The sequence below is a fragment of the Sporosarcina ureae genome (assembly GCF_029267015.1).
Classification (GTDB): Bacteria; Bacillota; Bacilli; order Bacillales_A; family Planococcaceae; genus Sporosarcina; species Sporosarcina ureae_D.
On the sequence record NZ_JARIEA010000010.1, the window covers coordinates 1 to 26468 of the forward strand.

28 protein-coding genes are annotated in these 26468 nt (G+C 40.5%); 14 read left to right on the forward strand and 14 right to left on the reverse strand.

The features are described 5' to 3' along the window. The 3 genes from Q7P97_RS01830 to Q7P97_RS01840 all read right to left on the reverse strand — a co-directional run. Positions 1–493, reverse strand: a 493-nt coding sequence (locus Q7P97_RS01830; protein WP_303965709.1) for a beta-class carbonic anhydrase, incomplete at its 3' end; no start/stop codon positions are given. Between the two features lie 114 nt (positions 494–607). Then, on the reverse strand, positions 608–748 hold the full coding sequence (locus Q7P97_RS01835; protein ID WP_198166227.1) for a hypothetical protein: 141 nt from the start codon (positions 746–748) through the stop codon (positions 608–610). Between the two features lie 107 nt (positions 749–855). After that, a complete protein-coding gene (locus tag Q7P97_RS01840; protein WP_303965713.1) occupies positions 856–2088 on the reverse strand; it encodes an aminopeptidase in 1233 nt (410 codons plus the stop codon). A gap of 185 nt (positions 2089–2273) precedes the next feature. Between Q7P97_RS01840 and motA the strand changes: the two genes are divergently transcribed. Together motA and motB are read left to right on the forward strand one after the other, a co-directional pair. Continuing rightward, entirely contained in the window at positions 2274–3083 is an 810-nt protein-coding gene (motA, locus tag Q7P97_RS01845; protein WP_303965716.1) for a flagellar motor stator protein MotA, read from the forward strand. Beyond that, complete coding sequence (gene motB / locus Q7P97_RS01850; protein WP_303965719.1) at positions 3067–3834, forward strand: flagellar motor protein MotB; 768 nt, start codon at positions 3067–3069, stop codon at positions 3832–3834. The genes motA and motB overlap by 17 nt, the downstream gene beginning before the upstream one ends. A 30-nt stretch (positions 3835–3864) precedes the next feature. Here motB and Q7P97_RS01855 read toward each other — a convergent pair whose 3' ends face one another. Further along, a complete protein-coding gene (locus Q7P97_RS01855) occupies positions 3865–4086 on the reverse strand; it encodes a DUF1128 domain-containing protein (protein ID WP_085427050.1) in 222 nt (73 codons plus the stop codon). Positions 4087–4160: 74 nt separating this feature from the next. Then, on the reverse strand, positions 4161–5516 hold the full coding sequence (locus Q7P97_RS01860; RefSeq protein ID WP_303965725.1) for an alanine/glycine:cation symporter family protein: 1356 nt from the start codon (positions 5514–5516) through the stop codon (positions 4161–4163). Positions 5517–5738: 222 nt separating this feature from the next. On the opposite strand from Q7P97_RS01860, the gene Q7P97_RS01865 reads away from it, so the two are divergent. Further along, complete coding sequence (locus Q7P97_RS01865; RefSeq protein ID WP_303965726.1) at positions 5739–6179, forward strand: YtxH domain-containing protein; 441 nt, start codon at positions 5739–5741, stop codon at positions 6177–6179. Positions 6180–6214: 35 nt separating this feature from the next. After that, on the forward strand, positions 6215–7165 hold the full coding sequence (locus Q7P97_RS01870) for a YihY/virulence factor BrkB family protein (RefSeq protein ID WP_303965729.1): 951 nt from the start codon (positions 6215–6217) through the stop codon (positions 7163–7165). A 42-nt stretch (positions 7166–7207) separates the two neighbouring features. On the opposite strand, the gene Q7P97_RS01875 is transcribed toward Q7P97_RS01870, so the two are convergent. From Q7P97_RS01875 to Q7P97_RS01895, 5 genes are all read right to left on the reverse strand, one after another. Then, positions 7208–9109: a heavy metal translocating P-type ATPase gene (locus tag Q7P97_RS01875; RefSeq protein WP_303965731.1), complete on the reverse strand. Its 1902-nt coding sequence runs from the start codon at positions 9107–9109 to the stop codon at positions 7208–7210. 678 nt (positions 9110–9787) lie between these two features. Next, the gene (locus tag Q7P97_RS01880; protein ID WP_303965732.1) at positions 9788–11320 is read right to left on the reverse strand and encodes a fumarate hydratase; all 1533 of its coding nucleotides are present in this window, start codon (positions 11318–11320) and stop codon (positions 9788–9790) included. Between the two features lie 24 nt (positions 11321–11344). After that, positions 11345–11515, reverse strand: a complete 171-nt coding sequence (locus Q7P97_RS01885; protein ID WP_099626174.1) for an SE1561 family protein — start codon at positions 11513–11515, stop codon at positions 11345–11347. A 354-nt stretch (positions 11516–11869) separates the two neighbouring features. Then, on the reverse strand, positions 11870–12670 hold the full coding sequence (locus tag Q7P97_RS01890; protein WP_303965737.1) for a polysaccharide deacetylase family protein: 801 nt from the start codon (positions 12668–12670) through the stop codon (positions 11870–11872). Between the two features lie 106 nt (positions 12671–12776). After that, the gene (locus Q7P97_RS01895; protein ID WP_303965739.1) at positions 12777–13676 is read right to left on the reverse strand and encodes a TIGR01777 family oxidoreductase; all 900 of its coding nucleotides are present in this window, start codon (positions 13674–13676) and stop codon (positions 12777–12779) included. Between the two features lie 93 nt (positions 13677–13769). On the opposite strand from Q7P97_RS01895, the gene recX reads away from it, so the two are divergent. Both recX and Q7P97_RS01905 read left to right on the forward strand, forming a co-directional pair. Continuing rightward, positions 13770–14582, forward strand: coding sequence for a recombination regulator RecX (gene recX / locus Q7P97_RS01900; RefSeq protein ID WP_303965742.1), 813 nt, complete (start codon positions 13770–13772; stop codon positions 14580–14582). Continuing rightward, the gene (locus Q7P97_RS01905; protein WP_085427041.1) at positions 14572–14904 is read left to right on the forward strand and encodes a YfhH family protein; all 333 of its coding nucleotides are present in this window, start codon (positions 14572–14574) and stop codon (positions 14902–14904) included. Before recX ends, Q7P97_RS01905 begins: the two co-directional genes overlap by 11 nt. Before the next feature lie 38 nt (positions 14905–14942). Here Q7P97_RS01905 and Q7P97_RS01910 read toward each other — a convergent pair whose 3' ends face one another. Beyond that, positions 14943–15926 (reverse strand): metal-dependent hydrolase, encoded by a 984-nt coding sequence (locus Q7P97_RS01910; RefSeq protein WP_303965745.1) that lies wholly within the window; start codon positions 15924–15926, stop codon positions 14943–14945. Between the two features lie 97 nt (positions 15927–16023). Here Q7P97_RS01910 and mutY point away from each other — a divergent pair, with 97 nt between their 5' ends. From mutY to Q7P97_RS01930, 4 genes are all read left to right on the forward strand, one after another. Then, positions 16024–17070 carry an A/G-specific adenine glycosylase gene (gene mutY / locus Q7P97_RS01915; protein ID WP_303965748.1) on the forward strand — a complete coding sequence of 349 codons (1047 nt, stop codon included), beginning with the start codon at positions 16024–16026 and terminating at the stop codon, positions 17068–17070. 72 nt (positions 17071–17142) lie between these two features. Then, positions 17143–17469, forward strand: a complete 327-nt coding sequence (locus Q7P97_RS01920) for a gamma-type small acid-soluble spore protein (protein ID WP_303965752.1) — start codon at positions 17143–17145, stop codon at positions 17467–17469. 195 nt (positions 17470–17664) lie between these two features. Further along, a complete protein-coding gene (gene ntdP / locus Q7P97_RS01925) occupies positions 17665–18213 on the forward strand; it encodes a nucleoside tri-diphosphate phosphatase (RefSeq protein WP_099626170.1) in 549 nt (182 codons plus the stop codon). A 48-nt stretch (positions 18214–18261) separates the two neighbouring features. Continuing rightward, the gene (locus Q7P97_RS01930) at positions 18262–20007 is read left to right on the forward strand and encodes an ABC transporter ATP-binding protein (RefSeq protein ID WP_303965756.1); all 1746 of its coding nucleotides are present in this window, start codon (positions 18262–18264) and stop codon (positions 20005–20007) included. A 116-nt stretch (positions 20008–20123) separates the two neighbouring features. Here Q7P97_RS01930 and Q7P97_RS01935 read toward each other — a convergent pair whose 3' ends face one another. Both Q7P97_RS01935 and Q7P97_RS01940 read right to left on the reverse strand, forming a co-directional pair. Further along, positions 20124–21203, reverse strand: coding sequence for an FUSC family protein (locus Q7P97_RS01935; RefSeq protein ID WP_303965758.1), 1080 nt, complete (start codon positions 21201–21203; stop codon positions 20124–20126). A gap of 74 nt (positions 21204–21277) precedes the next feature. After that, positions 21278–22564, reverse strand: a complete 1287-nt coding sequence (locus tag Q7P97_RS01940) for a glutamate-1-semialdehyde 2,1-aminomutase (protein ID WP_303965760.1) — start codon at positions 22562–22564, stop codon at positions 21278–21280. Positions 22565–22736: 172 nt separating this feature from the next. On the opposite strand from Q7P97_RS01940, the gene bcp reads away from it, so the two are divergent. The 3 genes from bcp (at position 22737) to perR (ending at position 24715) form a co-directional block, all read left to right on the forward strand. Continuing rightward, positions 22737–23210, forward strand: coding sequence for a thioredoxin-dependent thiol peroxidase (gene bcp / locus Q7P97_RS01945; RefSeq protein WP_303965763.1), 474 nt, complete (start codon positions 22737–22739; stop codon positions 23208–23210). An 11-nt stretch (positions 23211–23221) separates the two neighbouring features. Beyond that, positions 23222–24166 (forward strand): D-2-hydroxyacid dehydrogenase, encoded by a 945-nt coding sequence (locus Q7P97_RS01950; protein WP_303965766.1) that lies wholly within the window; start codon positions 23222–23224, stop codon positions 24164–24166. A 102-nt stretch (positions 24167–24268) separates the two neighbouring features. After that, on the forward strand, positions 24269–24715 hold the full coding sequence (gene perR, locus Q7P97_RS01955) for a peroxide-responsive transcriptional repressor PerR (RefSeq protein WP_303965769.1): 447 nt from the start codon (positions 24269–24271) through the stop codon (positions 24713–24715). Between the two features lie 40 nt (positions 24716–24755). On the opposite strand, the gene Q7P97_RS01960 is transcribed toward perR, so the two are convergent. Further along, positions 24756–25112, reverse strand: coding sequence for a YgzB family protein (locus tag Q7P97_RS01960; protein WP_303965772.1), 357 nt, complete (start codon positions 25110–25112; stop codon positions 24756–24758). Positions 25113–25270: 158 nt separating this feature from the next. Here Q7P97_RS01960 and Q7P97_RS01965 point away from each other — a divergent pair, with 158 nt between their 5' ends. Beyond that, a complete protein-coding gene (locus tag Q7P97_RS01965) occupies positions 25271–26134 on the forward strand; it encodes a nucleotidyltransferase-like protein (RefSeq protein WP_369684293.1) in 864 nt (287 codons plus the stop codon). The last annotated feature ends 334 nt before the right edge of the window (positions 26135–26468 follow it).

Here is a 26468-nt window from a genome sequence, read left to right on the forward strand (position 1 = left end):
TTACATCAGTTGGGATAAGAGGGTGGTTACGGATCGCGTCTACACTCTGTTTTACGCTCTCTGTTACGTCACTAAAACCGTGTAACCATTTCTCCATGTCAATTCCTGAATACTTCAATGTTTTGAACATGGTCGGATCCACACCGCGTTCAATCATGTGCCCAATAATGTGATCCGTATTAATAGAACTCATACCGCAGTCATGGTGTCCGACTACATAGACTTCATCTGCCTGTAATTCATAAACTGCTACTAACACACTTCGCATTAGACCGCCAAAAGGAGACGTGATTATCGCGCCAGCACTTTTAATAATTTTAGCATCGCCATTTTTTAAGTTCATCGCTTTAGGAAGAAGTTCGATCAATCTAGTATCCATACATGTAAGTATGACAATCCGTTTATTAGGGAATTTTGTAGTAGAGAACTCCTCGTACTTTTTATCTTCGACGAACGTCTTGTTGTAATTCATAATTTCAGATAATGATGTCATTGTAGTAACCCTCCTGGACGGTTTATATGTAGTCTGTAAAAAAAGAAAAGAGTTACCGTTTGTGGCAACTCTAATCATAAAATCCATATCCGTTAAGACTGGAATAGAAGCAAATTAGTTTCTGCCTTCAGGTTTTGGATCAACTGTAATTGAGTCATTTGAATCCAATGATCCAGACAAGAAGTGCATCGTAAACAATGATGCAAGTCCAAGAACGACCATGTAGCCGATAACTGTTGTATACATTAAGCCCATTTGAAAGCCCCTCTTTCCAAAATATATTATGTCTTCTTATACATTATACACGATATCCGGATGAATATTAAGTGCTTCTGCAAACTTTGAATGAGAAGTGACAGATTTTAGAATGCCCAATTACCGTTACGGAAGACAGGTTCAACTGTTCCGTCCTCGAGAATTCCATCAATATCCATCTTTTCAGATCCGATCATGAAGTCCACATGTGTCAAGCTTTGATTCAATCCATTGGCTTGTAGTTGTTCGGAATCCATTTCTTTTCCGCCGTCTAGACAAAATGCGTACGCGCTACCGATTGCTAAGTGATTTGAAGCGTTTTCATCGAATAAAGTATTGTAGAATAAAACATTTGAATTAGAAATGGGTGAGTCATGTGGTACTAATGCCACTTCACCAAGGAATTGTGAGCCTTCATCGGTGTCGACAAGTTGCTTCAGTATTTCTTCACCTTGATCAGCGGAAACGCTTGTAATTTTACCATCCTTGAATTGGATAGTGAAACCATCGATAATTGTACCCGCATAGCTCAGTGGTTTGGTACTTGTAACAGAACCGTTTACACCTGTTTTTAAGGGCGCGGTAAAGACTTCTTCAGTCGGCATGTTTGCCATGAATTCATGTCCAGCCTGGTTAACACTACCAGCTCCACACCATAAGTGCTTTTCCGGTAATTCTATTGTTAAATCAGTGCCTGGAGCTGTATAATGGAGTTTGCGGTAATGTTTACCATTCAAGTAATCTACTTTTTCATGTAGGTTTTCATTATGCTTTTTCCACTCCTGCACTGGATCGTGTTGATCGGCTCTTACAGCACGCAAAATGGAATTCCAGAGAGCAGGTACTTGTTCTTCCGTAGGTAGTTCAGGGAAGATTTTTGCTGCCCATGCGGTTGACGGTGCAGCAATTACTGTCCAGCTAAACTTATCTGCTTGCATAGCTTGTCTAAACTTACTAAGAGCTGTACTGGAAGCTTTTTGATTATCGCGTATTCTGCTAGACTCAATACCATTTAGTAAGTCTGGGTCTTGCGATACGATCGACATAAACGCAGCGCCTTTTTCGGCAAGCTGTTCACGTTCCATTTGTTTCCATGAAGGAAACTCGGAAAACGAATCTGCAGGTGCTTTTTCATAACGTAGACGTGTAACGACATCGTCTACCCAGTCTACGAAAACTTGTCTTGCGCCTGCTTCATACGCTTTTTCAACAATTAATCGAACAAATGAAGTAGTTTCTGTAGAAGCGCTGATGAATAGATATTGGTCCTGTTGAATATTTACACCCACCTTTACAGCTAAGTCGGCATAATTAGAAAGTTGATCTGGAAATTGATTCATCATGACATCTCCTTTTTACGTATTGTGACAATTCTAACAAGCGGAGATTACAATTCGCAACGATAAAGCAATACGGATAGTATAAAATACTCTTAGATCCATAAGAATAGTCGACTGTTTGCCCTAAACAACGTCATAAAACAACCGAAATAATAAGAAGAATGTAGTATTTGGAGGCTTTATACATGGATTTATCCACAATTGTAGGTTTGGTATTAGGATTTGCTGCTCTACTTGTTGGGATGACACTCAAAGGAGTAACCCCTGATGCGTTACTAAACCCGGCTGCAATCCTGATCATCATAGCAGGAACGATTGCCGCCGTTGTCATCGCGTTTCCAATGAATGAATTAAAAAAAATACCTAAATTATTTAAAATCATTTTCACTCAACAAAAGCTTGCATCAGATGGAGAGTTGATTCGTCTATTCTCTTCTTGGGCTGATATTGCACGTCGTGAAGGATTGCTTGCTTTGGAAGCGAAAACAGATGAAATTGATGACCCGTTTTTAAAGAATGGATTAGGTTTGGCAATTGACGGACAAAACGCCGATTATATTCGTGATGTATTAAGCGAAGAAGTAGAGGCTATGCAAGAGCGACATTCTGTTGGTGCGCTCATCTTCTCGCAAGCCGGTACATATGCCCCTACATTAGGAGTTTTAGGAGCTGTTGTAGGTCTGATTGCCGCACTAAAAGATATGAATAATATTGATGCGTTAGGACATGCGATTTCTGCTGCATTTATTGCGACATTGCTTGGTATTTTCACAGGATACGTTTTATGGCATCCGTTTTCCAATAAACTTGTACGTAAATCAAAAGAAGAAGTCCGCCAGAGGACCATGGTAATCGAAGGAATTCTTTCCGTATTGGAAGGAGAGGCACCGCGTGTCATCGAACAAAAGTTAGCATCTTATCTCTCTGTCGAGGACCGGAAGAAGCTAGCTATTGACGGCGGCGAAGGAGCTGGTAAAGTTGGCGAAGAAGCGTAAGAAAAAGAAACATGAAATAGAACATATCAACGAATCCTGGCTTTTGCCTTATGCCGATCTACTGACATTATTACTGGCATTATTCATCGTATTATTCGCTACTAGTTCAGTAGATGAAGGGCGATTTGCAGAAGTCTCAAAAGTGTTCAGTGAAATATTCGAAAGTGGCAGCGGAATCATGAGTGAAAGCGCGCCAACGACCACCCCAGTCCCTGATGATTCGGTAGGAGAGTTGGATGAAAATTCCTCTTATATGGAAGATCAGCAATCCTTGGGCGAAACGCAGGACGATTTAGACGAATACATTGCTGTAAACGAGCTAGAAAATCAGTTTGACACCAAAATGACGAATGAAGGCTTATTGCTGACGATTCGCGACAGTGTGTTGTTTAAATCGGGGCAAGCGACAATCAATCCAGAGTATAAGAGACTGGCTAATGATATTTCTCAGTTGCTGACACTTGATAGGCCACGCCAAGTGGTCATCACGGGTCATACAGACGATATTCCCATCAATAACGCGCAGTACTCATCAAACTGGGAACTAAGCGTTATGCGTGCTGTAGAGTTCCTGAAAATCATTGTGCAGGACAATGAAGTTGATCCGAATCTATTCAGCGCAAAAGGATATGGAGAATATAAGCCAATTGTTCCGAATGACACGATAGAAAACCGCAGTAAAAACCGTAGAGTAGAAGTACTCATTCAGCCACTAGTCTTAAAAGACGGCACACCGGTCAAACCGCAATAAAAATCGACTCCACGTTTGTGGAGTCGATTTTTATTTGCGCATAGAACCAAGTTCTGCCGCGATTGCCTGCATTTCATTTGGTGTGATGTTGTCACGCTTCATAACCGTAGTATACATGTAATACAAGTCCTCATATTGTTCCGTGCTGAAGTTTTCGGACTTCATTGCATCCACATTTACCATGCGAAGCTTTTCTTTAATTTTTTCAATCATGTATGAGATATTCTCTGGTGATTTTGTAGATAGATCCATGTTCGTACCGCCTTTCTTCTAATGGAAACTATCATTTCATGAAAGTGGTAAGCTGTCAACTGAACTGTAAAGTGTTACTTGCGCGCTTCCTCACGCTCTTCGTCAATTTTCTTCTTGAACCTTCTAGTTTCCATAATAACTACTCCGGACAAGCCTAGCAAACCAATTAAGTTTGGAATCGCCATTAATCCGTTTAATACATCAGCTAAGATCCATACTAGATCGAGTGATGCAGTGGCTCCCACATAAATAAATGCAACAAATACTACACGGTATGCGAGTACAGCAACACGATTAGGGAATAGATACTGGAAACATTTCTCGCCGTAATAACTCCACCCCAAAATAGTGGAAGTAGCAAAGAATACTAGTCCAATTGAGACTAAAATGGGACCTGTACTACCGAGGAAAGAGCCAAATGCTTGGGCTGTCAAAGCACCCGCATCAATTGACTTATCTTGCCATTGATTACTCATAACAATAGTAACACCTGTAATCGAACAAATGATTAATGTATCGAATAATACTTGCGTCATCGATACAAGTGCCTGACGCCCGGGCATGTCTGTACGTGCAGCTGCTGCAGCGATGGGTGCTGAACCTAAACCTGCTTCGTTAGAGAAGAGTCCGCGCGCCACACCAAATCGGATGACTGTACCGATTGCACCGCCGGCAACTGCCTGACCTGTAAATGCATCCGTGAAAATCAAGCCGAATGCCGCTGGAACTTGTTCAATATTCAAAACCATAACGATCGCTCCGGCAATGAAATAAAATAATGCCATGATCGGTACGAAAAATGCCGTTACACGACCGATAGATTTGATTCCGCCAAGGATGACAAGAGCTCCGAATACCAATAGAGCAATTCCTGTGATGTAGTGGGGTACTTCAAAAGTGCTATTCATTACATCTGCAACTGCCTTTGATTGTGTTCCATTACCAATCCCGAAAGCAGCCAAAGCGCCGAATATCGCAAATAGTACACCGAGCCATTTTTGTTTTAAACCATGCTCAAGATAGTACATCGGCCCACCAGCCATTAAGCCGTTGGAATCTTTAACGCGATACTTAACAGCTAGAATTGCTTCACTGTATTTTGTCGCCATACCGAAGAAACCGGCTAGCCACATCCAGAAGATAGCACCTGGTCCACCTGCTACGACGGCAGATGCCACACCGACAATATTACCAACACCTACAGTGGCGGCCATCGCGGTCATTAATGCCTGGAACTGAGAAATATCCCCGTCAGCTTGTTTATCATGTTTCCGTGAAAATACTTGTTTCAAAGAATAGGGCAGTAAACGTAATTGAATGAATGTCAAACGCATTGTTAAATAAATACCGGTACCAATTAATAAAATCAATAACGGGGGTCCCCAAATATAATCGGACGCAGTGGTCAAAAACTTTTCGATGTTCTCCATTTCATCCCCTCCAATTTCTCTATGATATTTTTATCATTTCCACAGTTGCTGAAATCAACCCCTCTCAATCAATTCTGATAGTATATGTTATTGTTAATAATCCAAAAAATAGAACCGTTCGTCAAGCTTTTTTTAAATAAAGTGGAACAAAGATTGTTTGGTAACTTGTAGTGTGGGTATAATGAAGTGAGACGTAATCGTGAATAAGGAGGCGAAACATGTATGGGTTCTAGTAAATTTGGAAGATATGTATTAGGCGGCGCATTAATTGGAGCTGCGGTGAGTATGTTAGACAGAGCAACAAGACAACATACGGTCACTACTGCAAGATCGTCATATGAAAAAGTATTGTATTACAAAGAAAATCCTGACATCGTAAAAAATGAGTTCCAACAGAAAAAAGAAAAAGTACAAACTCTTGTTGATCAAGTGAAAGGTGATGTGAATTACATCAAATCACAGGTCGATGAAATCAAGACCTTGACTCCGCAAGTGAAAGAAATGTTTGCGGATACAAAAGAAGCGATCTCTGAATCAAAATCAGAGTATGAACAAATCATTGAGGACGATGCAACGGCTGCATCATCTGTTTCTGCGCAAGCAGATGCTTCATTGCCTCCAGTGGTCCAAAAAAAAAACGTAATACCATTAGAGAATCAATAGCAGTAGAATCAGTAAATGAAAGGGGGACACATCAGTTGGATAGACAAAAAAGTGCCCCTTTTTCAGATTCTGACGATGAAGATGAGTCCAAGAGAGAAAAGGTAAAAGGATTTATTAATGATGTAAAAGATGGAGAAGAAGATGATTTTGATCCGACGACTACGAGCGGCTTTTTTAAACAATTGATTATCCGAGTGAAAGAATTGGATATTTCAGCAGCTGGTTCGCAGTTGGCCTTCTTTTTCCTATTATCGTTATTTCCACTACTAATCTTTCTTTTTACATTATTGCCTTACTTACAGTTAGACCAAAGCCAAATCTTTTTGTTTATCCGTGAGTACGCCCCGGAAAGTACAGCTTCTCTAATTGAAGGGACGCTTTCTGAGGTACTAGATAATAAAAGTGGAGGATTACTGTCAGTCGGAATCTTGGCTACAATCTGGTCGGCGTCTAAAGGTATGGGCGCAGTAACAAAAGGATTGAATGATGCGTATGAAGTAGAAGATGATAGAAACTTTATCGTTTCTAAAGGATTGTCGATTGCGTTTACTATTATGTTAGTGGCGACGGTAATCATCGCATTAGTGCTACCTATATTTGGTCAACCAATCGGGCAAGTAATCTTTACATTCTTAGGGTTGGAAGAAACGTTCCTGACTGTGTGGAACTTGATACGATTCCTCATTCCACCATTCCTGATCTTTGCAGTATTCTCTTTACTATACTGGCTAGTGCCGAGTGTGAAGTTGCATTTTAAAGGAATACTTCCAGGGGCTATCTTTGCAACAATAGGATGGATTATTACGTCACTAGGATTCTCGTTCTATATTAGTAATTTCGGAAGCTATGCCAATACGTACGGGAGTATCGCTGGAATTATCGTATTAATCATGTGGTTATACCTGTCAGCTATCATTTTGATACTCGGAGGTACAATCAATTCAGTCGTGAAAAATCGTCAAGAACATAACCAACAAATTGTATAAACAAAAAAGTGAAGAAAGGGATTCCTTTCTTCACTTTTTCTATTATATTTTATTAAGCATCCGTAAACCATTTAATATAACCAATATCGTACTTCCTTCGTGTCCAATGACACCAAGAGGTAGATCCACTACTTGCATGAAGTTTGCGATAATGAGGATCGAGATGACCGCTATCGAGAAGAATACATTTTGTTTAACGATTCGTTGCATTTTTCGTGAAAGCTTAATAGCGTATGATAAGCGATTCAAGTCGTTTTGCATGAGTACAACATCAGCTGTCTCGAGTGCCACATCTGTACCTTCACCCATCGCAATACCGGAAGTGGCGGTAGCTAGAGCAGGAGCGTCATTGATTCCATCTCCTACCATGCCGACCATATCGTATTTCTTCAATAGTTGCTTAAGCTGAACCACTTTCTCCTCAGGTAGACATTCTGCTACGTAGGAATCCACACCTACTTCGCTTGCGATGGCTTGTGCAGTCTTTTCATTATCCCCAGTCAACATGACTGTATGAAGACCTAAAGACTGCAACGATTTAATCGCAGAAATGGCTTCTTTTCGTAATGTATCTTGTAAAGCTGCTAGTGCTACAATTCCTTGTTCATCTCTCATAAAGATGACCGTTTTTCCTTCATTCGCAAGTGATACTGCCACATTGTTTTGAAATTCTTCCACTAGCTCTTCGCCAACAAATTTCGGTTTACCGATTAGAATGTCCCCTTGATCGGTTTCTGCTTTTATACCAAATCCAGGAACGTCTTCAATATGAAGATTACGTTCAGGTTCTACACCATGCTCTGCAGCGTAATTAATGATAGCTTTTGCCAATGGATGATTGGACAGCGATTCCGCACCTGCAAACAAAGCAAGCGTCTCTTTCATGTCTGCACCTTCACGAACGATGAAATCCATCACAATAGGTTTACCATTCGTCAAAGTACCTGTTTTATCAAAAGCAAATGCTTGCAAGGTACTTAAGTGTTCTAAATGGACTCCGCCTTTAAATAATACCCCTTTTCTAGCTCCATTAGAAACAGCCGCTAATGTTGCAGGCATAATGGAAGCCATTAAAGCACAAGGAGAGGCGACTACTAGCAAGACGATCGCACGGTAGAAGGATGTAGTCCAGTCCCAGTTAAATAAGAAGTGGGGGAGGAACATCATGATGACAACTGCTGCGAGTACAATCTTTACGTAAGATCCTTCAAAGCGCTCGATAAATTGTTGAGAAGGAGACTTCTCACTTTGTGCGTTTTGCACCATCGTAATAATCTTTTGGAATAATGTTTCAGAACTTGGTTTGGTCATTGTCATGCGGATCGCACCACTAATATTGACTGTACCTGCAAATAATTCATCATTTTCCTGCTTCGTCACAGGTATAGATTCTCCGTTGATAGCTGACATGTCGATCGAAGTGATGCCGCTCAAGATTTCACCATCAACCGGAATTCGTTCACCAGGTTTAACTAGCAATACAGATCCAATAGATAGAGAATCTGTAGATACTTTTTTCTCGCTGCCGTCTTCAAGGATCAACCAAGCTTCTTCAGGTTGCAATTCCATCAAAGAAGAGATTTCATTATGGCTTTTATTAAGTGTATAGGTTTCTAGTGCACCGCTAATTGCGAAGATGAAGATCAAGATTGCACCTTCAGCCCAGTATCCGATAATTCCTGAACCGATCGCTGCAAAAATCATGAGCATCTCGACATTCAGTTCCTTATTTTTTATTGTTTCTTCAATACCTTCTTTTGCTTTAGCGTAACCACCAATCAAAAACGCTATAATATACAGCGTTACCGAAAAGGACTCTGTACCGTTTTTTCCTAAAATCCATGCTGCAAGAATGATGATTCCAGATAATATAGCCGCAATCAGCTCAAGACGTGCAGACCAGTCAATCGTCTGTTCAGATTGTTCTTTTGCAAGTGCTGTCATGTAATCTCCTCCTAATTGATAATGAGTTTCAATTTCAAAGTTCTTATTAAAGCAGTAAAGTCGACTCTACAGTAGTAGAATCGACTTTTCGGGCATTAAAATAGAATGAATATGAAGTTGTAATAGTTATTATCTACAGTATATCATTTCTCAATGAGAAGTGTTACTTAAATGGCTAATTAATGCAAATTGGGTTAAAAGATATAAACTTAGAAGCTGACATTAGTGTTGGAAATGGGATTTCTAGTGTGTAAATGTGCTCCCAACGCTTCGCTATTGCCGCAAAAGCCGTCCTTTGTTACGGCTCTCGCTCCAATCCCTGCAGTATAAGTAGGGGGTACTTATTGTTGTGCATTGAAGTTAGGTTTGTGATCTGTTAAGCATTTGAACTTGAATCTAATTAAGTTTAAAGACAAATACAATTAACACACTTCAGCCAATGAATGTTCTAAGTCTATCCACCATATAAATAGGATTGAAGCGGAAGCTGGGGCGACTCCTGGGGAATCAGAGTGATCTTGAGACCCTGGACTGAGCGTAAGCGAGGGAAGCGGCTCAAGATTGCTCCCCCGGAAAGCGTCCCCAGCTGGAGCTCCAATCCCTTCGTACTTATCAGAACACCTTTCCATTCTCCATAAAAAAAGCAGCGAATGATGGTTCTCATTCGCTGCTTGCTTATTAGTTAAATACTTTTTCTTTGAACTGAGAAAGCTTTTCTAACGAAGACTTGTCAATATCAGCATGTAAGCTGTTACCGTGCGAGTCCATCGTTACGACTGCAGTGAAGTCCTCCACGCGTAAATGCCATAGCGCTTCTGGAATACCGAACTCCAATAAGTCGACGCCTTCGACCTCTTTAATACAGTCAGCATAATACTGCGCTGCGCCACCGATCCCATTCAAGTACACCCCACCGTGCTCTTTAAGAGCCGCAAGTGTTTTAGGTCCCATTCCGCCTTTACCAATCACCGCGCGGATGCCGAACTTCTTCATGATATCACCTTGGTACGGTTCTTCACGCATAGAAGTCGTAGGTCCTGCAGCTTTGATCTCATACTTACCTTCATCGTTCTTTAGAACAACTGGCCCACAGTGATAGATGACTTGTCCATTCAAATCAACTGGTGCGTCATTGTCCATTAAGTGCTTGTGGATTGCGTCACGGCCTGTGTACATACGGCCAGAAATTTTCACCACATCGCCAACGTGAAGGTCGCGAACGTCTTCTTCTGAAATGGGCGCTTGCAAGTGTACGATACGTGCAGTGGATTTTGCTTCTTCAGCTGGCTGTTCGAATGCAATTTTCTCGCCTTCATTATAGTGCCAATCCATGATTTCACCAGTTGTTGCATTAATGTTCACTGCCATACGGCGATACGCCCAGCAGTTATACGCTACAGATACGTAGAAGCTTGCGGGAATGCGGTGCATAACGCCGATTTTACATCCTAATAATGTAGCTTCGCCGCCGAAGCCCATTGTCCCGATTCCAAGAAGATTGGCTTTTTCTAATACGTACTCTTCCAACTGCGCAAGTTCAGGAACTGGATTAACGTCCGTTACATCGCGGAAAAGTTGTTCTTTCGCCAAGTCATATCCAGATGAACGGTCGCCACCGATTCCGACACCGATAAATCCAGCAGAACAACCTTGTCCTTGTGCCTGGTAAACCGAATGAAGGATGCATTTGCGAATACCGTCTAAATCGCGTCCTGCACGACCAAGACCTTCTAATTCAGTAGGGAGGCTATACTGGATGTTTTTGTTTTCACATCCACCACCTTTTAAGATTAATTTTGCTTCTATGTAATCTTCTTCCCATTGTTCAAACTTTACAACAGGTAAGCCAATACCTAAGTTATTGCCGCTATTTTCACCAGTCAATGAATCTACAGCATTTGGACGGAGCTTTCCTTTTTCCGTAGCTAACTCCAACGCGCGTACAATTGCTGCTTTGATTTCCAGTTGGTTTACGCCGATTGGTGTTTTGATCTTGAATGTAGGAAGGCCTGTATCCTGACAAATTGGAGATAGTTTATCATCAGCCATATTGATATTATTTGCGATCGTATCCAAACTCATAGCAGCGCTTGTTCCTTTATTTTCTTTTTCCTTTGCGGAAAGGATGGCGCGTCTAACGTCTTTTGGCAAGTTTGTGGACGTTTCACAAACTAGTTCATAAATACTCTTCTCAATTGTCTCTATGTACATCTCAAAATCCCCCGTTAGTGTATATTATTTTTTCGAACTATCCATCTGTTCTTCTAATTCATCAAGTAGCATGATTAGACGATCTATATCTTGGAGGTCCGTGTGTTCAGGTTCAATCGCTTCTAATGTTTCAATGAATTGATTGAATCGATTCTTCAGTTCGAAGACTTGTTCGTTGTTTTGTGAGTTATCCATACGTACACCTCTTTCTATCATTGATATCGTATACGAAAACACTGTTTTTTTCAATCTGATTTTGTTGTGCATACCGCAAACAACAAATTATAAAGAAAATAGTAAGAATTTCATTAAAATACTTTACAATTGACTGAATAGTTGTTATAGTAAGTCTAATCAAAAGAAAAGGAGGTCGTAGTTATAGACACGAATCGAATCCTAGACACATAACAACGAAGGAGGGGATCCGTAACAGTCCAACAGCGGTGAAATAAGTTGGATAACTACGAATATAAACATGCAAATTGAAGATGAATCAAATAATTAGAGACCTTATCTGTTGGCAGTGAACAAACAGATAAGGTCTCTCATTTATTGTGTGATTTTATTTCCTTTTTCATATTCCTTCACTAATTGATCTAAGGAATGGAATTCATAGCCCTGCTTCTTAGCATCTCGAATGAAATCGGGGAGAGCCTCTGCATTATCAGCTGCTACGGTATGCATGAGAATGACAGCACCTGGGTGTAGTTGATTCATCAATTCGTTATAGGCATACGCTTTTCCTTTTCGCTGGTCGCGGTGCCAGTCAATGAAGGCAACAGACCAAAAAATATGTCTATATCCCAGTTCGTTTCCTTTTTGTAGTAGCTTCGCATTGAATGTACCCTCTGGTGGCCTTGCGTAGATCGTTCTCTTTAAACCAGTAGTAGCGTATACAATTTCATCTAACCTCTTCCACTCATCTTCCATCTGTTGTTCGGTTATATTGGCCATGTTCGGGTGATCATATGAATGGTTTCCAATGCCGTGACCATCCTTTACCATACGCTTTACTAAATCACTTGCACTTTTTACATAATGCCCAGTCAAGAAAAATGTGGCGGGTGCTTTCTCTTTTTTTAGTGTATCTAAAATGCTTTCCGTATATCCGTTCTCATATCCGTTATCGAACGTTAGATACACAACTTTTTTATCGTCCTTCCCTTTATAGATTGCACCGTAATCATCAAGCAATTTATCCAATTCTGCTCCTGCTGAAGGGGGAACTCCCTCAGTCGCCTTCTTAAATCCCCAATGAAAAGCTTCAGCCTGAACGGTGAAGGGATTCATCACAACGCCAACGATCAGTAAACAAGATGCCAGTAAAAATCCTGTCAGATGTTGAGTCATTAAGCATCACTCCTTTTTACTAAGCATGTACCAAACGACTCTTTGTATGTAATAAAAAGAAAAAATGTTTGTCAAAACGTGAAAACGTCTCAACAAACATTAGATATCATTTTAGTAAATTTTCAAGTGCTGGTCGTAATGAAGGGTAATCGAACGTAAACCCATGAGCCAACAGCTTTTTCGGTAGTACATGCTGTCCTTGCAAGACGACGATACTTTTTTCACCTAATGCAACTTCCATTGCAAAGCTTGGTACTGGGAACCAGTGTGGACGATGCAAGACTTTACCGATTGTTTTCCCGAAAGCGTTCATATGCATCGGACTTGGTGCCACTACGTTAACGGGACCTTCAACATCATGATTCTCTATGGAAAAGAGGATGGCGTTGGCCACGTCTTCAACATGCACCCATGAGAACCATTGATTGCCCGAACCAATTTTACCCCCAGCAAATAATTGATAAGGAAGTTTAATAAGTGGAAGTGCACCACCATTTTTACCAAGCACAATACCGAAACGAGTATATACAGTACGAACACCTAATTCTTTCGCTTGCCCTGCGAGATTTTCCCAGTCATGTACGGTTTGTGCGAGAAAATCGTCCCCGATTTCAGTAGAATCTTCAGTATACTCAGCAGTGAGCGATGTAGGATAAATCCCAATAGCACTTGCATTCACTAAAACATGCGGTTTCTTAGGAAGCGTACGCATAATACGCAATACTTCTTGCGTAGCTGTTATTCGACTATCGTGAATCTGCTTTTTTCGCTCTTCCGACCAACGACCATCATCAATTGACACGCCTGCTAAGTTAACAAATGCATCTACGTGCCCTAATTCATTTTCAGGGGAAGCATGATCTGTCAACCATTGAACATAATGAACATCATTATGTTGTGATGAAGGCTTGCGCGTTAAAATAATTACTTCATGACCCTTTAGCTTTAACTTCTCAGTTAAGATACTGCCAATGAATCCAGTTCCACCTGTAATAACCACTCTCATAATGGTTTCCCTCCATTCTCTTAAAAATTAGTACACTATTGCTGACCACCACCGCAAGAAGCGGTATACTTAGACAAAGTAGGTGATGGAAACGTGCCGCTTATTACCAAAATATCACAACAAAAACGAGATAGCGAACGTTATAATATTTTTCTTGATGATCAATATGCATTTAGTGTCCATGAAACCGTCCTAGTGAAATTTGAACTCACGAAAGGCATGGAATTGGACGATTGGTCCACGGACGAGATTGTTTATTCAGACCAAATTGAAAAAGCATTTAACCGTGCTTTGCATTTTTTATCGTTCCGAATGCGAAGTGAAATGGAAGTTAAAAAGAAATTACTTGAAAAAGAATACGGAGAAGCGGTTGTTCTAGAAGCTATCGTCAAATTAAAGCGACTTGGCTTTTTGAATGATGAAGCATTTTCGGAAGCACTTGTACGCACGGAAAAAAATAGTACGTTAAAAGGTCCGAGAGCTATTCAGCAATCTCTCTATAAAAAAGGTATACCCAAAGAACTGCAAACTCAAGCATTGGAGGAATATACAATGGAAGATCAAATGGCTAATGCTATGAAACTGGCTGAAAAAACGATGCGATCGAATAGTTCACAGCCGCCAGCACAAGTTAAGCAAAAAATACAAAACACATTAGCTAGAAAAGGTTTTTCTTATCAGCAAATTTCAGAAGTTCTCAGCAATTTAACAATCGAGCGGGATGAAGAAGAATGGTCCGACATTACGTCTGCATTCGGTGAGAAAGCATGGAGACGCTACCAAAGTAAATACTCAGGATCCGACCTTAGACAACGTGTGAAGCAATCGATGTATCAAAAAGGTATTCCACTCGGTCAAATCGATCAATTTATTGAACAGAAAAGGAATGAAGAAGATGGATACTGAAAAACATTATAGTGACATGAATGAAAACGAACTGCGTAGCGAAATCGGTAAGTTGATGGAGAAAGCGCGTAAAGCGGAACAGATGGGGATGCTCAGTGAATATGCTGTTCATCAAAGAAAAGCGGTTCTAGTGCAATCATATCTTGTGGATCCTGCTACCATTAAGCCTGGTGAAATGTACCGTATTGAAGGAGACGATGGTGTGTTCTTTCAAGTAGATTATCTAAAAGGTCTATTCGCATGGGGGTATCGCTTAGGCGGAGATAAAGCTGAAGAGGCATTGCCGCTTGCGATGTTGAAAAATATAAAAAGCGGAAAATAAACAAAAAAGAGCGCTCGTGCGTAATGCACGAACGTTCTTTAATTATTAGGGGCAAAATTAAGTTTTTTACGTAGCTTTTCCTCTGAGAAAATCCATCCAGTATAGGAATTCACTACTTCTAAATCTTCATTGACATGTGCTACCGCTACGAATGGATAGTAACCTTTGCTTCGGTAACGTAGATCTATCAAACGAACTTCGTAAATATCGGCTTCCTCTGAAATTGACCAACGATAGAGAGGCGAAAACGAAGTGAACGCTTGCATGTTCGGATCTTCTAATGCCGCTTCAACTTGAGGTGACATCGGCATAGTTTCACGTTCGAATCGTTCGTAAATCGTAATGGAACGTCCGTATGCTCGTCCTACATAATGATTAACCTCTGTCGTTGCAGCAATTCGCCACTGAAAGAAGTTCATCGTAGGTGCAGTGAATATATCCGTAGCATTCGGAATCGTCTTCCTTACAGCATTTTTCACTGCGCTCTTTACCGCAAAGCGCAATAGGTAATAGAAGAATAAGACGATATACAAAATAGACATTGTGAAAACAGGGTCTGTACCGAACACCCATGCCAGGATTGCCACTACATGAAGTCCAAAAATAATTGGATCAAATGTATTGATCACCCCTATGGCTACCCATTTTTGCGAAAATGGCCGAAGAGCTTGAGTACCATACGAGTTGAAAATATCCACAAAAACATGCGTGAATACCGCTAAGAATGTCCATGCCCATACATGAAGGAAAATAGCTCCCGGCACAATGAAGGTCAACAGTATGGAGATCAGCAACGGCCACAGCATAACCGCTGGAACCGAATGTGTAATGCCTCGGTGGTTAGTTAAATAAACTGCGTTGTTTCTAAGTTTCAGAACCGTATCTATATCGGGAATGAGTGAACCAACCATAATACCAGCAAAAACAGCGCCCATAGTGGCAGGTTCAGTTGCTACGACTGAGTCGGCAAGGGCCAATCCACTAATCGCAACACCCATTGCAATATGTGTGCCTGTATCCAAATTATCACTCCTTTACTGAAAGAGTTATATACTACTTATAATTATATACCCTTTATTATTATAACTAAAAGCATTTACATGAAGAAACGAGGTCCATATGCAAATCATTGAACAAAAGAAAGCATTCCAAGATGCATTATTGACTTGGTATAAAGCCGAAAAACGAGACTTGCCTTGGAGGAGAACCGATAATCCATATTATATTTGGGTTTCGGAAGTCATGTTGCAACAAACACGAGTAGATACCGTCATTCCGTATTATGAGCGTTTCATCGAGAAATTTCCAACTATGCAAGACCTGTCAGCTGCTCCCGAAGAAGATATTTTGAAAATGTGGGAAGGGCTTGGCTATTATTCCAGGGTACGTAATTTGCAGTCGGGTGTGAGAGAAGTCGTTGAAACATATGGCGGGAAAGTTCCGAACAATCGCAAAGAAATATCTACGTTAAAAGGAGTAGGGCCGTATACAGCAGGCGCTATCTTGAGTATTGCCTATGGAGTACCTGAACATGCAGTAGACGGAAATGTTATGCGGGTGTTGTCGAGAATTTTGTTGATTGAAGAAGATATTGCGTTGCCCCGTAATAAAAAGTTGTTTGAACAAGCCGTGATGGAATTAATTTCGGAAGAAGATCCATCTTCTTTCAACCAGGCACTTATGGAACTCGGTGCGACGATATGTACACCGAACCCTCATTGTTTATTATGTCCTGTTAGGGAATATTGCATCGCATTTGAAGAAGGAAAACAACAACAACTGCCAATCAAGATAAAAAAACAAAAAATGAAGCATGTTTCCCTCGCTGCATTTGCGATTCAAAATGAAGAGGGGAATTGGCTGTTACAGAAACGTCCAAGCACGGGATTGCTTGCAAGCCTATGGGAATTTCCCATGTTTGAACTTACGGAAACTTCTACAGTCGAAGATTTTGAAAAAGAGAATGGCTTGAAATTAAAAAACATGAAAGAGCTACCGCGAGTTCAACATGTATTCTCTCATATCACTTGGGACATCCATGTATATCGTGCACAATTAGAGAGCGAACATGCGGAAGATGATTTACAGTTTTTCACGAAACAAGAAGTAGAAGCACTACCAAAATCAAAACCTGTGCTGAAAATTATTGAGTTGCTGGAATGGTAAAAACTTCTTTATTCACTTTGAATAAAAGTCTAAGCTATTGGACATCATAGTGATTACGGAGGTGAATAATCTATGCCTAAGCAACCAAAGCGTAATGCACAACAAGATCCATCTATGACAGATGCAAACCAAGTGAAGAAACAAAATGCGCAATCTGCAATGCAACAACCGATGAATGAAGAGTTCGCTTCCGAGACGGACGTTAATCAAGTTCGTCAGCAAAACGCGCAATCTGCGATGAACATGCAGTCTTCTTCATCCGCGATGCAATCCTCTATGAATGAGGAATTCGGATCTGAAACAGATGTCAATCAAGTGAAGCAAGAGATCAACAAAGCAGAAGCTAACAAGCAAAAAGCTTCTGGAGCACGTGCGAACCAATATAAAGGTTCAAACTAAGCATGTACATCAAGAACCGGTAGAAATGGCTAACATAAGCCATTTCTACCGGTTTTCTTGCGTGAATAAACGTGCTGTGGACCTAGTTAATTCAACCAATTACAAAATAGATGGTTGAATCGTTTTAAATTTGGGAAAGCAGTTGGTATAATAGACAGATAGCAAGAGCGGCAAGGCTCAAAGGTGGTAGAGAAAATGGCAATTCCAAAAGAAGGAGATACAATACAGATACACAGCTACAAACATAACGGCAAAATTCATCGTGTCTGGCAAGAGACACTTGTATTAAAAGGTACACGGAATATCATCATTGGTGGAAATGAACGTACCCTTGTGACAGAATCGGATGGCCGCACATGGCTGACACGTGAACCATCCATCTGCTATTTTCATGCGGAAAACTGGTTCAATATCATTTGTATGTTACGTGAAGACGGTGTGTACTATTATGTCAACATAAGTTCACCGTTCGTTTATGATGAAAAGTCCTTAAAGTATATCGATTATGACTTGGACGTAAAAGTATTTCCTGACATGAGTTACTTGATTCTGGATGAAGACGAATATGCAGATCATAAACGTCAAATGAATTATCCGGAAGTCATCGATCAAATCTTGCAGGATAACTTAACGAAACTCCTTGGTTGGATCAAACAGAGAAAAGGTCCTTTTGCTCCTGATTTCATTGATGTCTGGACTTCGCGTTATGAATTTTATAAGCAAATCCAAGAAGAACAAAGCTAGACCTGCTTGCACTCGTGCAAGTCAGGTTTTTTTAGTAGGAGGAACAAAATGAGTGAGAGTATTAAACGTTATCTTCAATTTGTAAAGCCTTATAATTGGCAAATTGTCTTCACTGTTCTCATTGGGGTCGTAAAATTTGCTATTCCTTTATTTCTACCTTTATTAATTAAAATCGTCATCGATAACATCATCGGTTCGCCGACGATGAGTGATCCAGAAAAGACGAAGCAATTATTTTATTGGCTTGGCGGCACGATCATCGTGTTCTTCTTAATCCGTCCACCTGTTGAATATTATCGTCAATACTATGCACAGCTAGTCAGTAATAAAATATTATTTGATATCCGTAAATCACTGTATAGTCATTTACAGAGGCTTGGTTTACGATTCTATTCGAACACACGTGCAGGTGAAGTAATCTCGAGAGTCATCAATGACGTGGAGCAAACGAAAAACTTTGTCATGATCGGCTTGATGAATGTCTGGCTCGACTTGGCTACTATTATAATCGCTATAGCAATTATGCTGACACTTGATGTGCAACTGACACTGGTAACATTATTGGCATTCCCATTTTACGCATTTAGCGTCAAGCACTTCTTCGGCAAATTACGCCAGTTGACACGTAAACGTTCGCAGGCACTTGCGGATGTACAAAGTTATCTACATGAGCGCGTGGCGGGTGTTAGTATTATCAAAAGTTTTGCGATAGAAGACAAAGAGCAAGAACGTTTTGATGAAGTGAATGGTAAATTCCTAGAGCGTGCAATCGAACACACACGTTGGAATGCAAAAGCTTTTGCGGTCGTCAATACGATTACTGATGTCGCACCACTTCTCGTCATAGGCTATGCAGGTTACCAAGTAATCAATGGTTCATTATCTGTAGGAACAATGGTCGCGTTCATCGCATTTATCGAAAGATTATATTCACCTTTACGTCGTTTAGTTAATTCATCCACATCATTGACGCAGTCATTCGCTTCGATGGACAGAGTGTTAGACTTGATGAATGAAAAATATGATGTTATTGATAAAGAGAATGCAAAAGAGTTACCATCGATTGCTGGGGATATCGAGTTTGATCGCGTCAGCTTTGCATATGAAGAAGATGAAGTACTGAAAAATATTAGCTTGAAGATCCGTCCTGGTGAAACAGCTGCACTTGTTGGTATGAGTGGTGGCGGGAAATCAACTATTATCAGTTTGATCCCGCGATTTTATGACGTGACGTCTGGTGCTATTCGCATCGACGGCCATGACATACGCGACGTAAAGGTTAAATCGCTTCGTGATCAGATCGGTATGGTACTTCAAGATTCGATTCTGTTCAGTGATTCTGTCAAAAGTAATATTTTGATGGGGAAGCCAGATGCTACGGATGAAGAAGTCATCGCTGCAGCAAAAGCCGCAAATGCGCATGACTTTATTGAAACATTGAGTGAAGGATATGATACCAGGGTAGGAGAGCGCGGCGTGAAGTTGTCAGGTGGACAGAAGCAACGAATTTCCATTGCCCGCGTCTTCTTGAAAAACCCGGCATTGCTCATTTTGGATGAAGCAACGTCTGCCTTGGATTTAGAAAGTGAAGCGCTCATCCAAGATTCATTGGAACGCTTAGCGCACGATCGCACTACACTAATTGTCGCCCATCGACTATCTACAATTACACATGCGGATTGTATTTATGTAATAGACCACGGAGACTTAAAAGAATCAGGTACCCACCAGGAATTGATGAAACTAGACGGTACATATGCTGGTTTATACAATCGCCAAGAACTTGGTGGATAAATGGAAGGCTCAAGTCAATCAGCGTGTGTTCTGTAACGAACAATCTGAATCAATGAACTTCAATAATTGGTACAAACAAAAACGGCACAAGACTCTAAAAGTCTTGTGCCGTTTTGTTAATAAAATTCATCTTCTAAAACATTCTCTTCGTCTTCATATCGTGATTGATAAGAAGTGATCAGCGTATCTAGATGTTCTAGCTGTTCTTCGTAATTCAAGATGGACGACAGGACGTGAAGTAAATGATAAGAAGAAAATTCTTCTTCTTCATTAGTAATCGCAATTTCCTTCACGAAAATATTCATCACTTCTTGTCGTTGCATAAACTCGCTATGTGTTTCATCCTCGTCAAAATCCGCTTTTAGCTTACCAACAAATTTCAGATGAAGCTGTTCATGATAGACGAGTAATGACTCTAGACGCTCCTGAATCATCATACGGAAATGCTCTGGAAGATTGATGAGTTCATTTTCATACATATGCATCCTTTTGAGAACATCATAACTACTCCTAGTTGTACCGATCAATTGTCGATAGACAACAAGCCGTCTCGCTTTTGCGGCAGTAGTTTTCTTGAAATAGCTGCGCTCTTCTTTAAATAATAAGTACAGCTGATCAATTTGTATCAGACGTTCCTTTAACTTACTCAACGATTTCTTCATAGCCGTGTGTTCTGACACTTGACGACCAGCTAGACGCGTCCAACGAATAATTTCATCCTGTGCCTGATGAATCGCCTGAAACAGTTTCGTTTCATATTTCGGTGGCATGAACACTAGATTCACAATGAATGCCGCTAGTACCCCTACCAAAATGGTACCTACACGAAGAAGGGCAAATGTTAGGAAGGCATCATCTTTAACCTCCATCACTGCAATCATTGTAACGAGTGCAAGTGACATAGACTTTTCGAGACCCAGTTTTAACATAATAGTCATAACGATGACAGCTGCCAAACCGACTATTATAAGTTGAGGTCCAAAGATGAGAGTGAATAAGACTGCTATAGTGGCACCAATTAAATTACCTTGCAATTGTTCTACTATTGTTAAGTATGATCTGTAAATAGAGGGTTGGATTGCGAAAATAGCTGCAATACCTGCGAACACTGCTGTAGGTAATTCTAATAAATTTGCGAGAAACAGAGCAAATACAATCGCAATACCCGTCTTAAAGACGCGGGCACCAAGTTTCATTGGGTAATTCCTTTCCTAAAAGCTCTTTTATGCTTACTTTACAATATACGCATAAAACGGTCAATTGTTCTATTTTAAAGTGCTTTAAATGCGCGATCTACTGCTTCGAGTGTTTCGTTTATATCTGATTCAGTATGAGCGGAAGTTAAGAACCATGCTTCATACTTAGATGGTGCCAAGTTGATGCCGTTTTTCAGCATTTCTTTAAAGAAACGACCGAAGATTTCACCGTCTGTTGCTTCAGCTTGCTTGTAGTTTTCCACTTTGACGTCTGTGAAAAATAATGTAAGTGCGCCTCCGAGACGGTTGATCGTCAATTGGATACTGTGTTTTTTAGCCAATTTCAGAATGCCCTCTTCAAGTAAACCGCCTAAGCGATCCATCTCTTCATAAATGCCTGGTTCTTGAAGCACTTCCAGACAAGCGATTCCCGAAAGCATAGATGCAGGATTTCCAGCCATTGTTCCAGCTTGATAAGCCGGGCCAAGTGGAGCAACTTGTTCCATGATTTCTTTTTTACCGCCATAAGCGCCAATTGGTAAGCCGCCGCCGATAATCTTTCCGAATGCTGTTAAATCCGGTTGAAGACCGAGTAATGTTTGTGCCGCACCGTAATGGAAACGGAATGCTGTAATGACCTCATCATAGACAGTCAGAACGCCTTGTTCTTTAGCTAACTCATGAACAAGTTCCAAGAACCCTTCATTTGGCTCGACGATTCCAAAGTTCCCGACAATCGGTTCGATTAGAATACAAGCAAGTTCATCGCCCCATTGTTTCATCGCTTCTTTAAAGCTTTCGGGATCATTGAACGGAATTGTGATGACCTCTTTCGCGATAGAAGAAGGTACGCCCGCGGAATCTGGTGTGCCTAATGTAGCGGGACCTGATCCAGCAGCTACTAATACAAGATCGGAGTGACCGTGATAGCATCCTGCGAACTTCATAATTTTCGTACGTCCAGTAAACGCTCTTGCTACACGAATGGTGGTCATGACAGCCTCTGTACCGGAGTTAACGAAACGAACTTTGTCCATTCCCGGAATTGCTTCTTTTAACATTTTTGCGAATTGTACTTCGTGGCGTGTGGGTGTTCCGTAAAGCACACCTGTTTCCGCCGCTTTTGTGATCGCTTTTGTAATATGCGGGTGCGCATGTCCTGTAATGATTGGACCATATGCTCCCAAGTAGTCAATATATCGATTCCCATCAACATCATAAAAATAAGCGCCTTCTGCTCGTTCCATAACAGTAGGCGCTCCTCCGCCAACTGCTCCGTATGCTCGGGCAGGGCTGTTCACGCCTCCCACAATATGTTCACATGCTTCTGCGTAGATTGCTTCTGAATTTTTTCGGTTCATTAGTAATTCCTCCAAATCATTTATACGTTATCCATTTTAGCATTAATCGAAGTGAAGTCTCTACCTTCAGAGTGAAGTATAGGTAAATTGTAAAATTCAAATACTTCCGATACGATAAGTGTGGAGAGAGTATGTATACTATTCGTTTATATATATTAGAGGAGGATTTTAAATGGAAAATTTAGAAGGAAAACAAGCACCACTATTCTCGTTAGCGAATGAAAATGGTGAAATGGTTTCATTAGATCAGTATAAAGGAAAAAGCTATGTAGTTCTGTATTTTTATCCGAAAGATTCAACGCCTGGTTGCACGACGGAGGCATGTGATTTTCGTGATGCGCACGCAGACTTTGAAGGATTGAATGCTGTAGTGCTGGGCGTCAGTCCGGATCATGCGGTATCTCACCAGAAGTTTATTACAAAGCATAGCTTGCCGTTCTCTCTACTAGTAGATGAAGACCATGCGGTAGCTGATCAGTATGGGGTTTGGAAACTAAAGAAGAATTTCGGCAAGGAATATATGGGCATAGAACGCTCCACATTTTTGATTGATCCAACAGGTACCGTAGTAAAAGAATGGCGAAAAGTTCGAGTGAAAGATCATGTAGCAAATGCACTTGCGACACTTGAGCAACTGACAAAATAGGAGGTCGTCACATGAAGGTGCTCTTCACATTTAAGATTAAAACTACATTTAAAGAGCAATTAAAAAAGAAGTACCCCGATGTCGTGTTTATATATACTACAAATATTGATGATGCTTCATTGGAAGATATAGAAGTAATCGTGACAGATGGTGGAGATTTAAAATCAGAACATGTGGAAAAAGCTACCGCGTTGAAATGGGTCATGGTGGCAGCGGTTGGAGTCGATACATTACCAATTGAAGCACTTCAAGAGCGCGATATTTTAGTTACGAATTCGCATGGTGTTCATAAAATGCCGCTAGCCGAATCAGTATTGGCACATTTACTATCCTTAGAACGTGGATTGCCAGGTATCTATAAAAGAGAAGATAAAAAAGAATGGAAGCTAGATTCTTTGCCTGGTGAAGTGAATCATTCCACCGCTATAATAGTAGGAACTGGTGCAATTGGTGGAGAAATAGGGCGCTTATTGCAGGCGTTCCATGTCCGCACGATTGGCTGTAATCGTTCGGGTCACTCAAATCCTTCAATGGATGAGACGATTTCATTCCAAGAAATACTTGAGAAATTACCAGAAGCGGATTATGTCATCTCTATCTTGCCAAGTACGCCTCAAACAAGATGGATTTATCAGCCAGAGCATTTCCGTGCCATGAAAGAGACAGCAGTCTTTATGAATGTAGGTAGGGGAGACGCAGTGAAAGAGCAGTATGTGTTGGATGCCTTGCAACAAAATGAAATTCGTCATGCAGTACTTGATGTCTTTGAAACAGAGCCGTTGCCTGAAGATCATCCGTTTTGGGATTTGCCCAACTGTACGGTATCTCCTCATATGTCCAGTCTTTCCGATCAATATATCAAACGTTCACTTGATATTATGGATACTAATCTTGATAAGTGGGTGGCGGGGGAAAAGGATCTTATCAACCAAGTTGATTTAGCAAAAGGTTATTAATATAGCATATTCGGCAGAAATGTTGACAATACACCTCATAATTGAGTACACTAATTATAATGATTATAAAGAAGTAATTCTTATGAAGTGAGGTGCATTACGATGCCTGGAGTATTCTTAAAAGATGCGTTAGTGACATTGAAAGAAAGTGGTGTGAGAATCACTCCGCAACGACATGCGATTCTTGAGTATTTAATCACATCCCATTCACATCCGACTGCTGATGAAATCTATAAAGCACTAGAATCGGATTTTCCCAATATGAGTGTGGCGACAGTTTATAACAACTTGCGTGTATTTCAAAGCTCTGGATTAGTGAAAGAGTTGACATACGGAGATTCGTCAAGTCGTTTTGATTTCGTAACACATGACCATTACCATATTATTTGTGATGATTGTGGAAAGATTGTAGATTTCCATCATCCTGGTTTGGAAGAAGTAGAACGTCTTGCAGCGCATGTGACAGGATTCCAAGTGAACTCACATCGTTTAGAAGTGTATGGAACTTGTCCTGAATGTGCAGCAGTGCAACAGAACGAAGCAAAATAAAAGAGTGTAGCCCAAAAGGGTTACACTCTTTTATTTTGTATTATTTTTCTTGCTTTACTTTTTTATTATACGCGATGTCGAATTCTTTACCTTCAAGATTGGGATCGAGTGTCAACGGCTCGCGGCAATGTCCGCACATATCAACTCGTCCAAGCACTTTTGTATGCTTGCCGCAATTTGGACACTGAACTCGTACAGCCCGTGTAGAAAGGGTGCCGATCCACGCATACACCACTGTACTACCGATAATTGCAACCATGCCTAAGAACATAAAGACCAACATAACCACTTCATTGGAACGGAAGAATATTCCGATGTACATAATGACGACTCCGATGAAAATTAGTGACAAGGCAAATGATCGAATACGATTTATTTTATTTTTGTAAGGCTTCATCTCAAGTTTCCTCCTAACGCTATCCTCACCTAATATATCATATTATTATTTAATTGCAGTACAAACTCCCTTCAAATTAAAGGATTTTATGTGAAATCCGTCGAAATAGAGTATTCGAGACTATCTATAGAAAACTGGGAGGCGAGAAAGTGGAACAAATGCTACGGCCAGTATACCAAGAGAGAGCGAGCTTGCCTGAGACGTTAAGTGTCCTCCTCATTGGCAATCAAAGAGAAGATGATCCGATTACGGATACATTCGATGAAATCTTATTCATCATCACTTCAAATAATGAAATACCGATTCAGACAAAACATTATACAAATGGCAAGCGTAAAGCAGCCATGCATATCATTAGCGAGCGCCAACTAACACACTGGTTACTCGTGGGAACCAACAAGAAAATCATTGATTGGTTAGTCCTTGGCAAGTTATATTTTGATCGAGATGAATATGGGGAACAGCTGAAACAGCGTTTATCTGAAGAACCGTTATTCGGTAGAGGGATTAAAATGGGGATGGAAATGGCTAAAATGATTCGCGCTTATAATGAAGGGAAAATTCATTTCGAAAGAAAACAATACATGGATTCCTATCTATTCGCGATCAATACACTGCATAACTTAGCTAGGTTCGTTGCTGTTAAACATAACGTCTTACCTGAAAATACTGTGTGGGCGCAAATGAAGAAAATAGATCCAGCTGTTTTTAAGTTATACGAAGAGCTAATTGGAAGTGAAGAAGAATTAGAGAAACGTCTAGATTTAGTGTTCTTGGCAAGTGAGTTCTTTATCCATAACTACACAAGAGAAGCAGCGACACATTTATTGGATATTATGAGCGAGAGAGAATCTTGGACTATCCAGCAATTGCATGAACAAGACGAGTTGGCGTTGTATTCATCGGATTTAGAATTCTTTATTGAATACTTAGTGGATAAGCATTTAATTGAAATCACACCAGTACCGTCTAAAAATGATTTGCTATTCCACAGAGAGTACCGTATTATAAGGGCTCGGTAACTGTCGTAGAGCGGTTCTTCGATCGCTCTATAATTTTTTTGAAATAGTTGTTGACATATTCTTTAGCACCATGTTATTATAGTAAATGTCGCTTGGGAGAAACGTTCTAACAACGCCGACAAAACATCCAAAAAAAGATTTTTAAAAAAGACTTGACGGATGAATGCAAGATGAGTTATATTAGAGAAGTTGCTTTTACAGGAAGCGACAAACACGAACCTTGAAAACTGAACAGCAAAACGTTAACGAAATATAGTTTGTGCCTGGCTTGCCAGTGACACAAACAAAATGAGTATCTTAATTGATGCCAGCAAATGAAACTCGAGCTAATCGA

Coding starts and splice junctions, on each gene's coding strand:
- perR (WP_303965769.1), top strand. CDS start 24,269: ATGCCTGGAGTATTCTTAAAAGATGCGTTAGTGACATTGAAAGAAAGT.
- Q7P97_RS01940 (WP_303965760.1), bottom strand. CDS start 22,564: ATGAACCGAAAAAATTCAGAAGCAATCTACGCAGAAGCATGTGAACAT.
- Q7P97_RS01950 (WP_303965766.1), top strand. CDS start 23,222: ATGAAGGTGCTCTTCACATTTAAGATTAAAACTACATTTAAAGAGCAA.
- Q7P97_RS01885 (WP_099626174.1), bottom strand. CDS start 11,515: ATGGATAACTCACAAAACAACGAACAAGTCTTCGAACTGAAGAATCGA.
- Q7P97_RS01860 (WP_303965725.1), bottom strand. CDS start 5,516: ATGGAGAACATCGAAAAGTTTTTGACCACTGCGTCCGATTATATTTGG.
- Q7P97_RS01960 (WP_303965772.1), bottom strand. CDS start 25,112: ATGAAGCCTTACAAAAATAAAATAAATCGTATTCGATCATTTGCCTTG.
- ntdP (WP_099626170.1), top strand. CDS start 17,665: ATGGCAATTCCAAAAGAAGGAGATACAATACAGATACACAGCTACAAA.
- Q7P97_RS01840 (WP_303965713.1), bottom strand. CDS start 2,088: ATGAATCAATTTCCAGATCAACTTTCTAATTATGCCGACTTAGCTGTA.
- Q7P97_RS01865 (WP_303965726.1), top strand. CDS start 5,739: ATGGGTTCTAGTAAATTTGGAAGATATGTATTAGGCGGCGCATTAATT.
- Q7P97_RS01890 (WP_303965737.1), bottom strand. CDS start 12,670: ATGACTCAACATCTGACAGGATTTTTACTGGCATCTTGTTTACTGATC.
- motA (WP_303965716.1), top strand. CDS start 2,274: ATGGATTTATCCACAATTGTAGGTTTGGTATTAGGATTTGCTGCTCTA.
- mutY (WP_303965748.1), top strand. CDS start 16,024: ATGCAAATCATTGAACAAAAGAAAGCATTCCAAGATGCATTATTGACT.
- Q7P97_RS01895 (WP_303965739.1), bottom strand. CDS start 13,676: ATGAGAGTGGTTATTACAGGTGGAACTGGATTCATTGGCAGTATCTTA.
- Q7P97_RS01880 (WP_303965732.1), bottom strand. CDS start 11,320: ATGTACATAGAGACAATTGAGAAGAGTATTTATGAACTAGTTTGTGAA.
- Q7P97_RS01835 (WP_198166227.1), bottom strand. CDS start 748: ATGGGCTTAATGTATACAACAGTTATCGGCTACATGGTCGTTCTTGGA.
- Q7P97_RS01920 (WP_303965752.1), top strand. CDS start 17,143: ATGCCTAAGCAACCAAAGCGTAATGCACAACAAGATCCATCTATGACA.
- Q7P97_RS01855 (WP_085427050.1), bottom strand. CDS start 4,086: ATGGATCTATCTACAAAATCACCAGAGAATATCTCATACATGATTGAA.
- Q7P97_RS01965 (WP_369684293.1), top strand. CDS start 25,271: ATGCTACGGCCAGTATACCAAGAGAGAGCGAGCTTGCCTGAGACGTTA.
- Q7P97_RS01935 (WP_303965758.1), bottom strand. CDS start 21,203: ATGAAACTTGGTGCCCGCGTCTTTAAGACGGGTATTGCGATTGTATTT.
- Q7P97_RS01875 (WP_303965731.1), bottom strand. CDS start 9,109: ATGACAGCACTTGCAAAAGAACAATCTGAACAGACGATTGACTGGTCT.
- Q7P97_RS01905 (WP_085427041.1), top strand. CDS start 14,572: ATGGATACTGAAAAACATTATAGTGACATGAATGAAAACGAACTGCGT.
- Q7P97_RS01930 (WP_303965756.1), top strand. CDS start 18,262: ATGAGTGAGAGTATTAAACGTTATCTTCAATTTGTAAAGCCTTATAAT.
- bcp (WP_303965763.1), top strand. CDS start 22,737: ATGGAAAATTTAGAAGGAAAACAAGCACCACTATTCTCGTTAGCGAAT.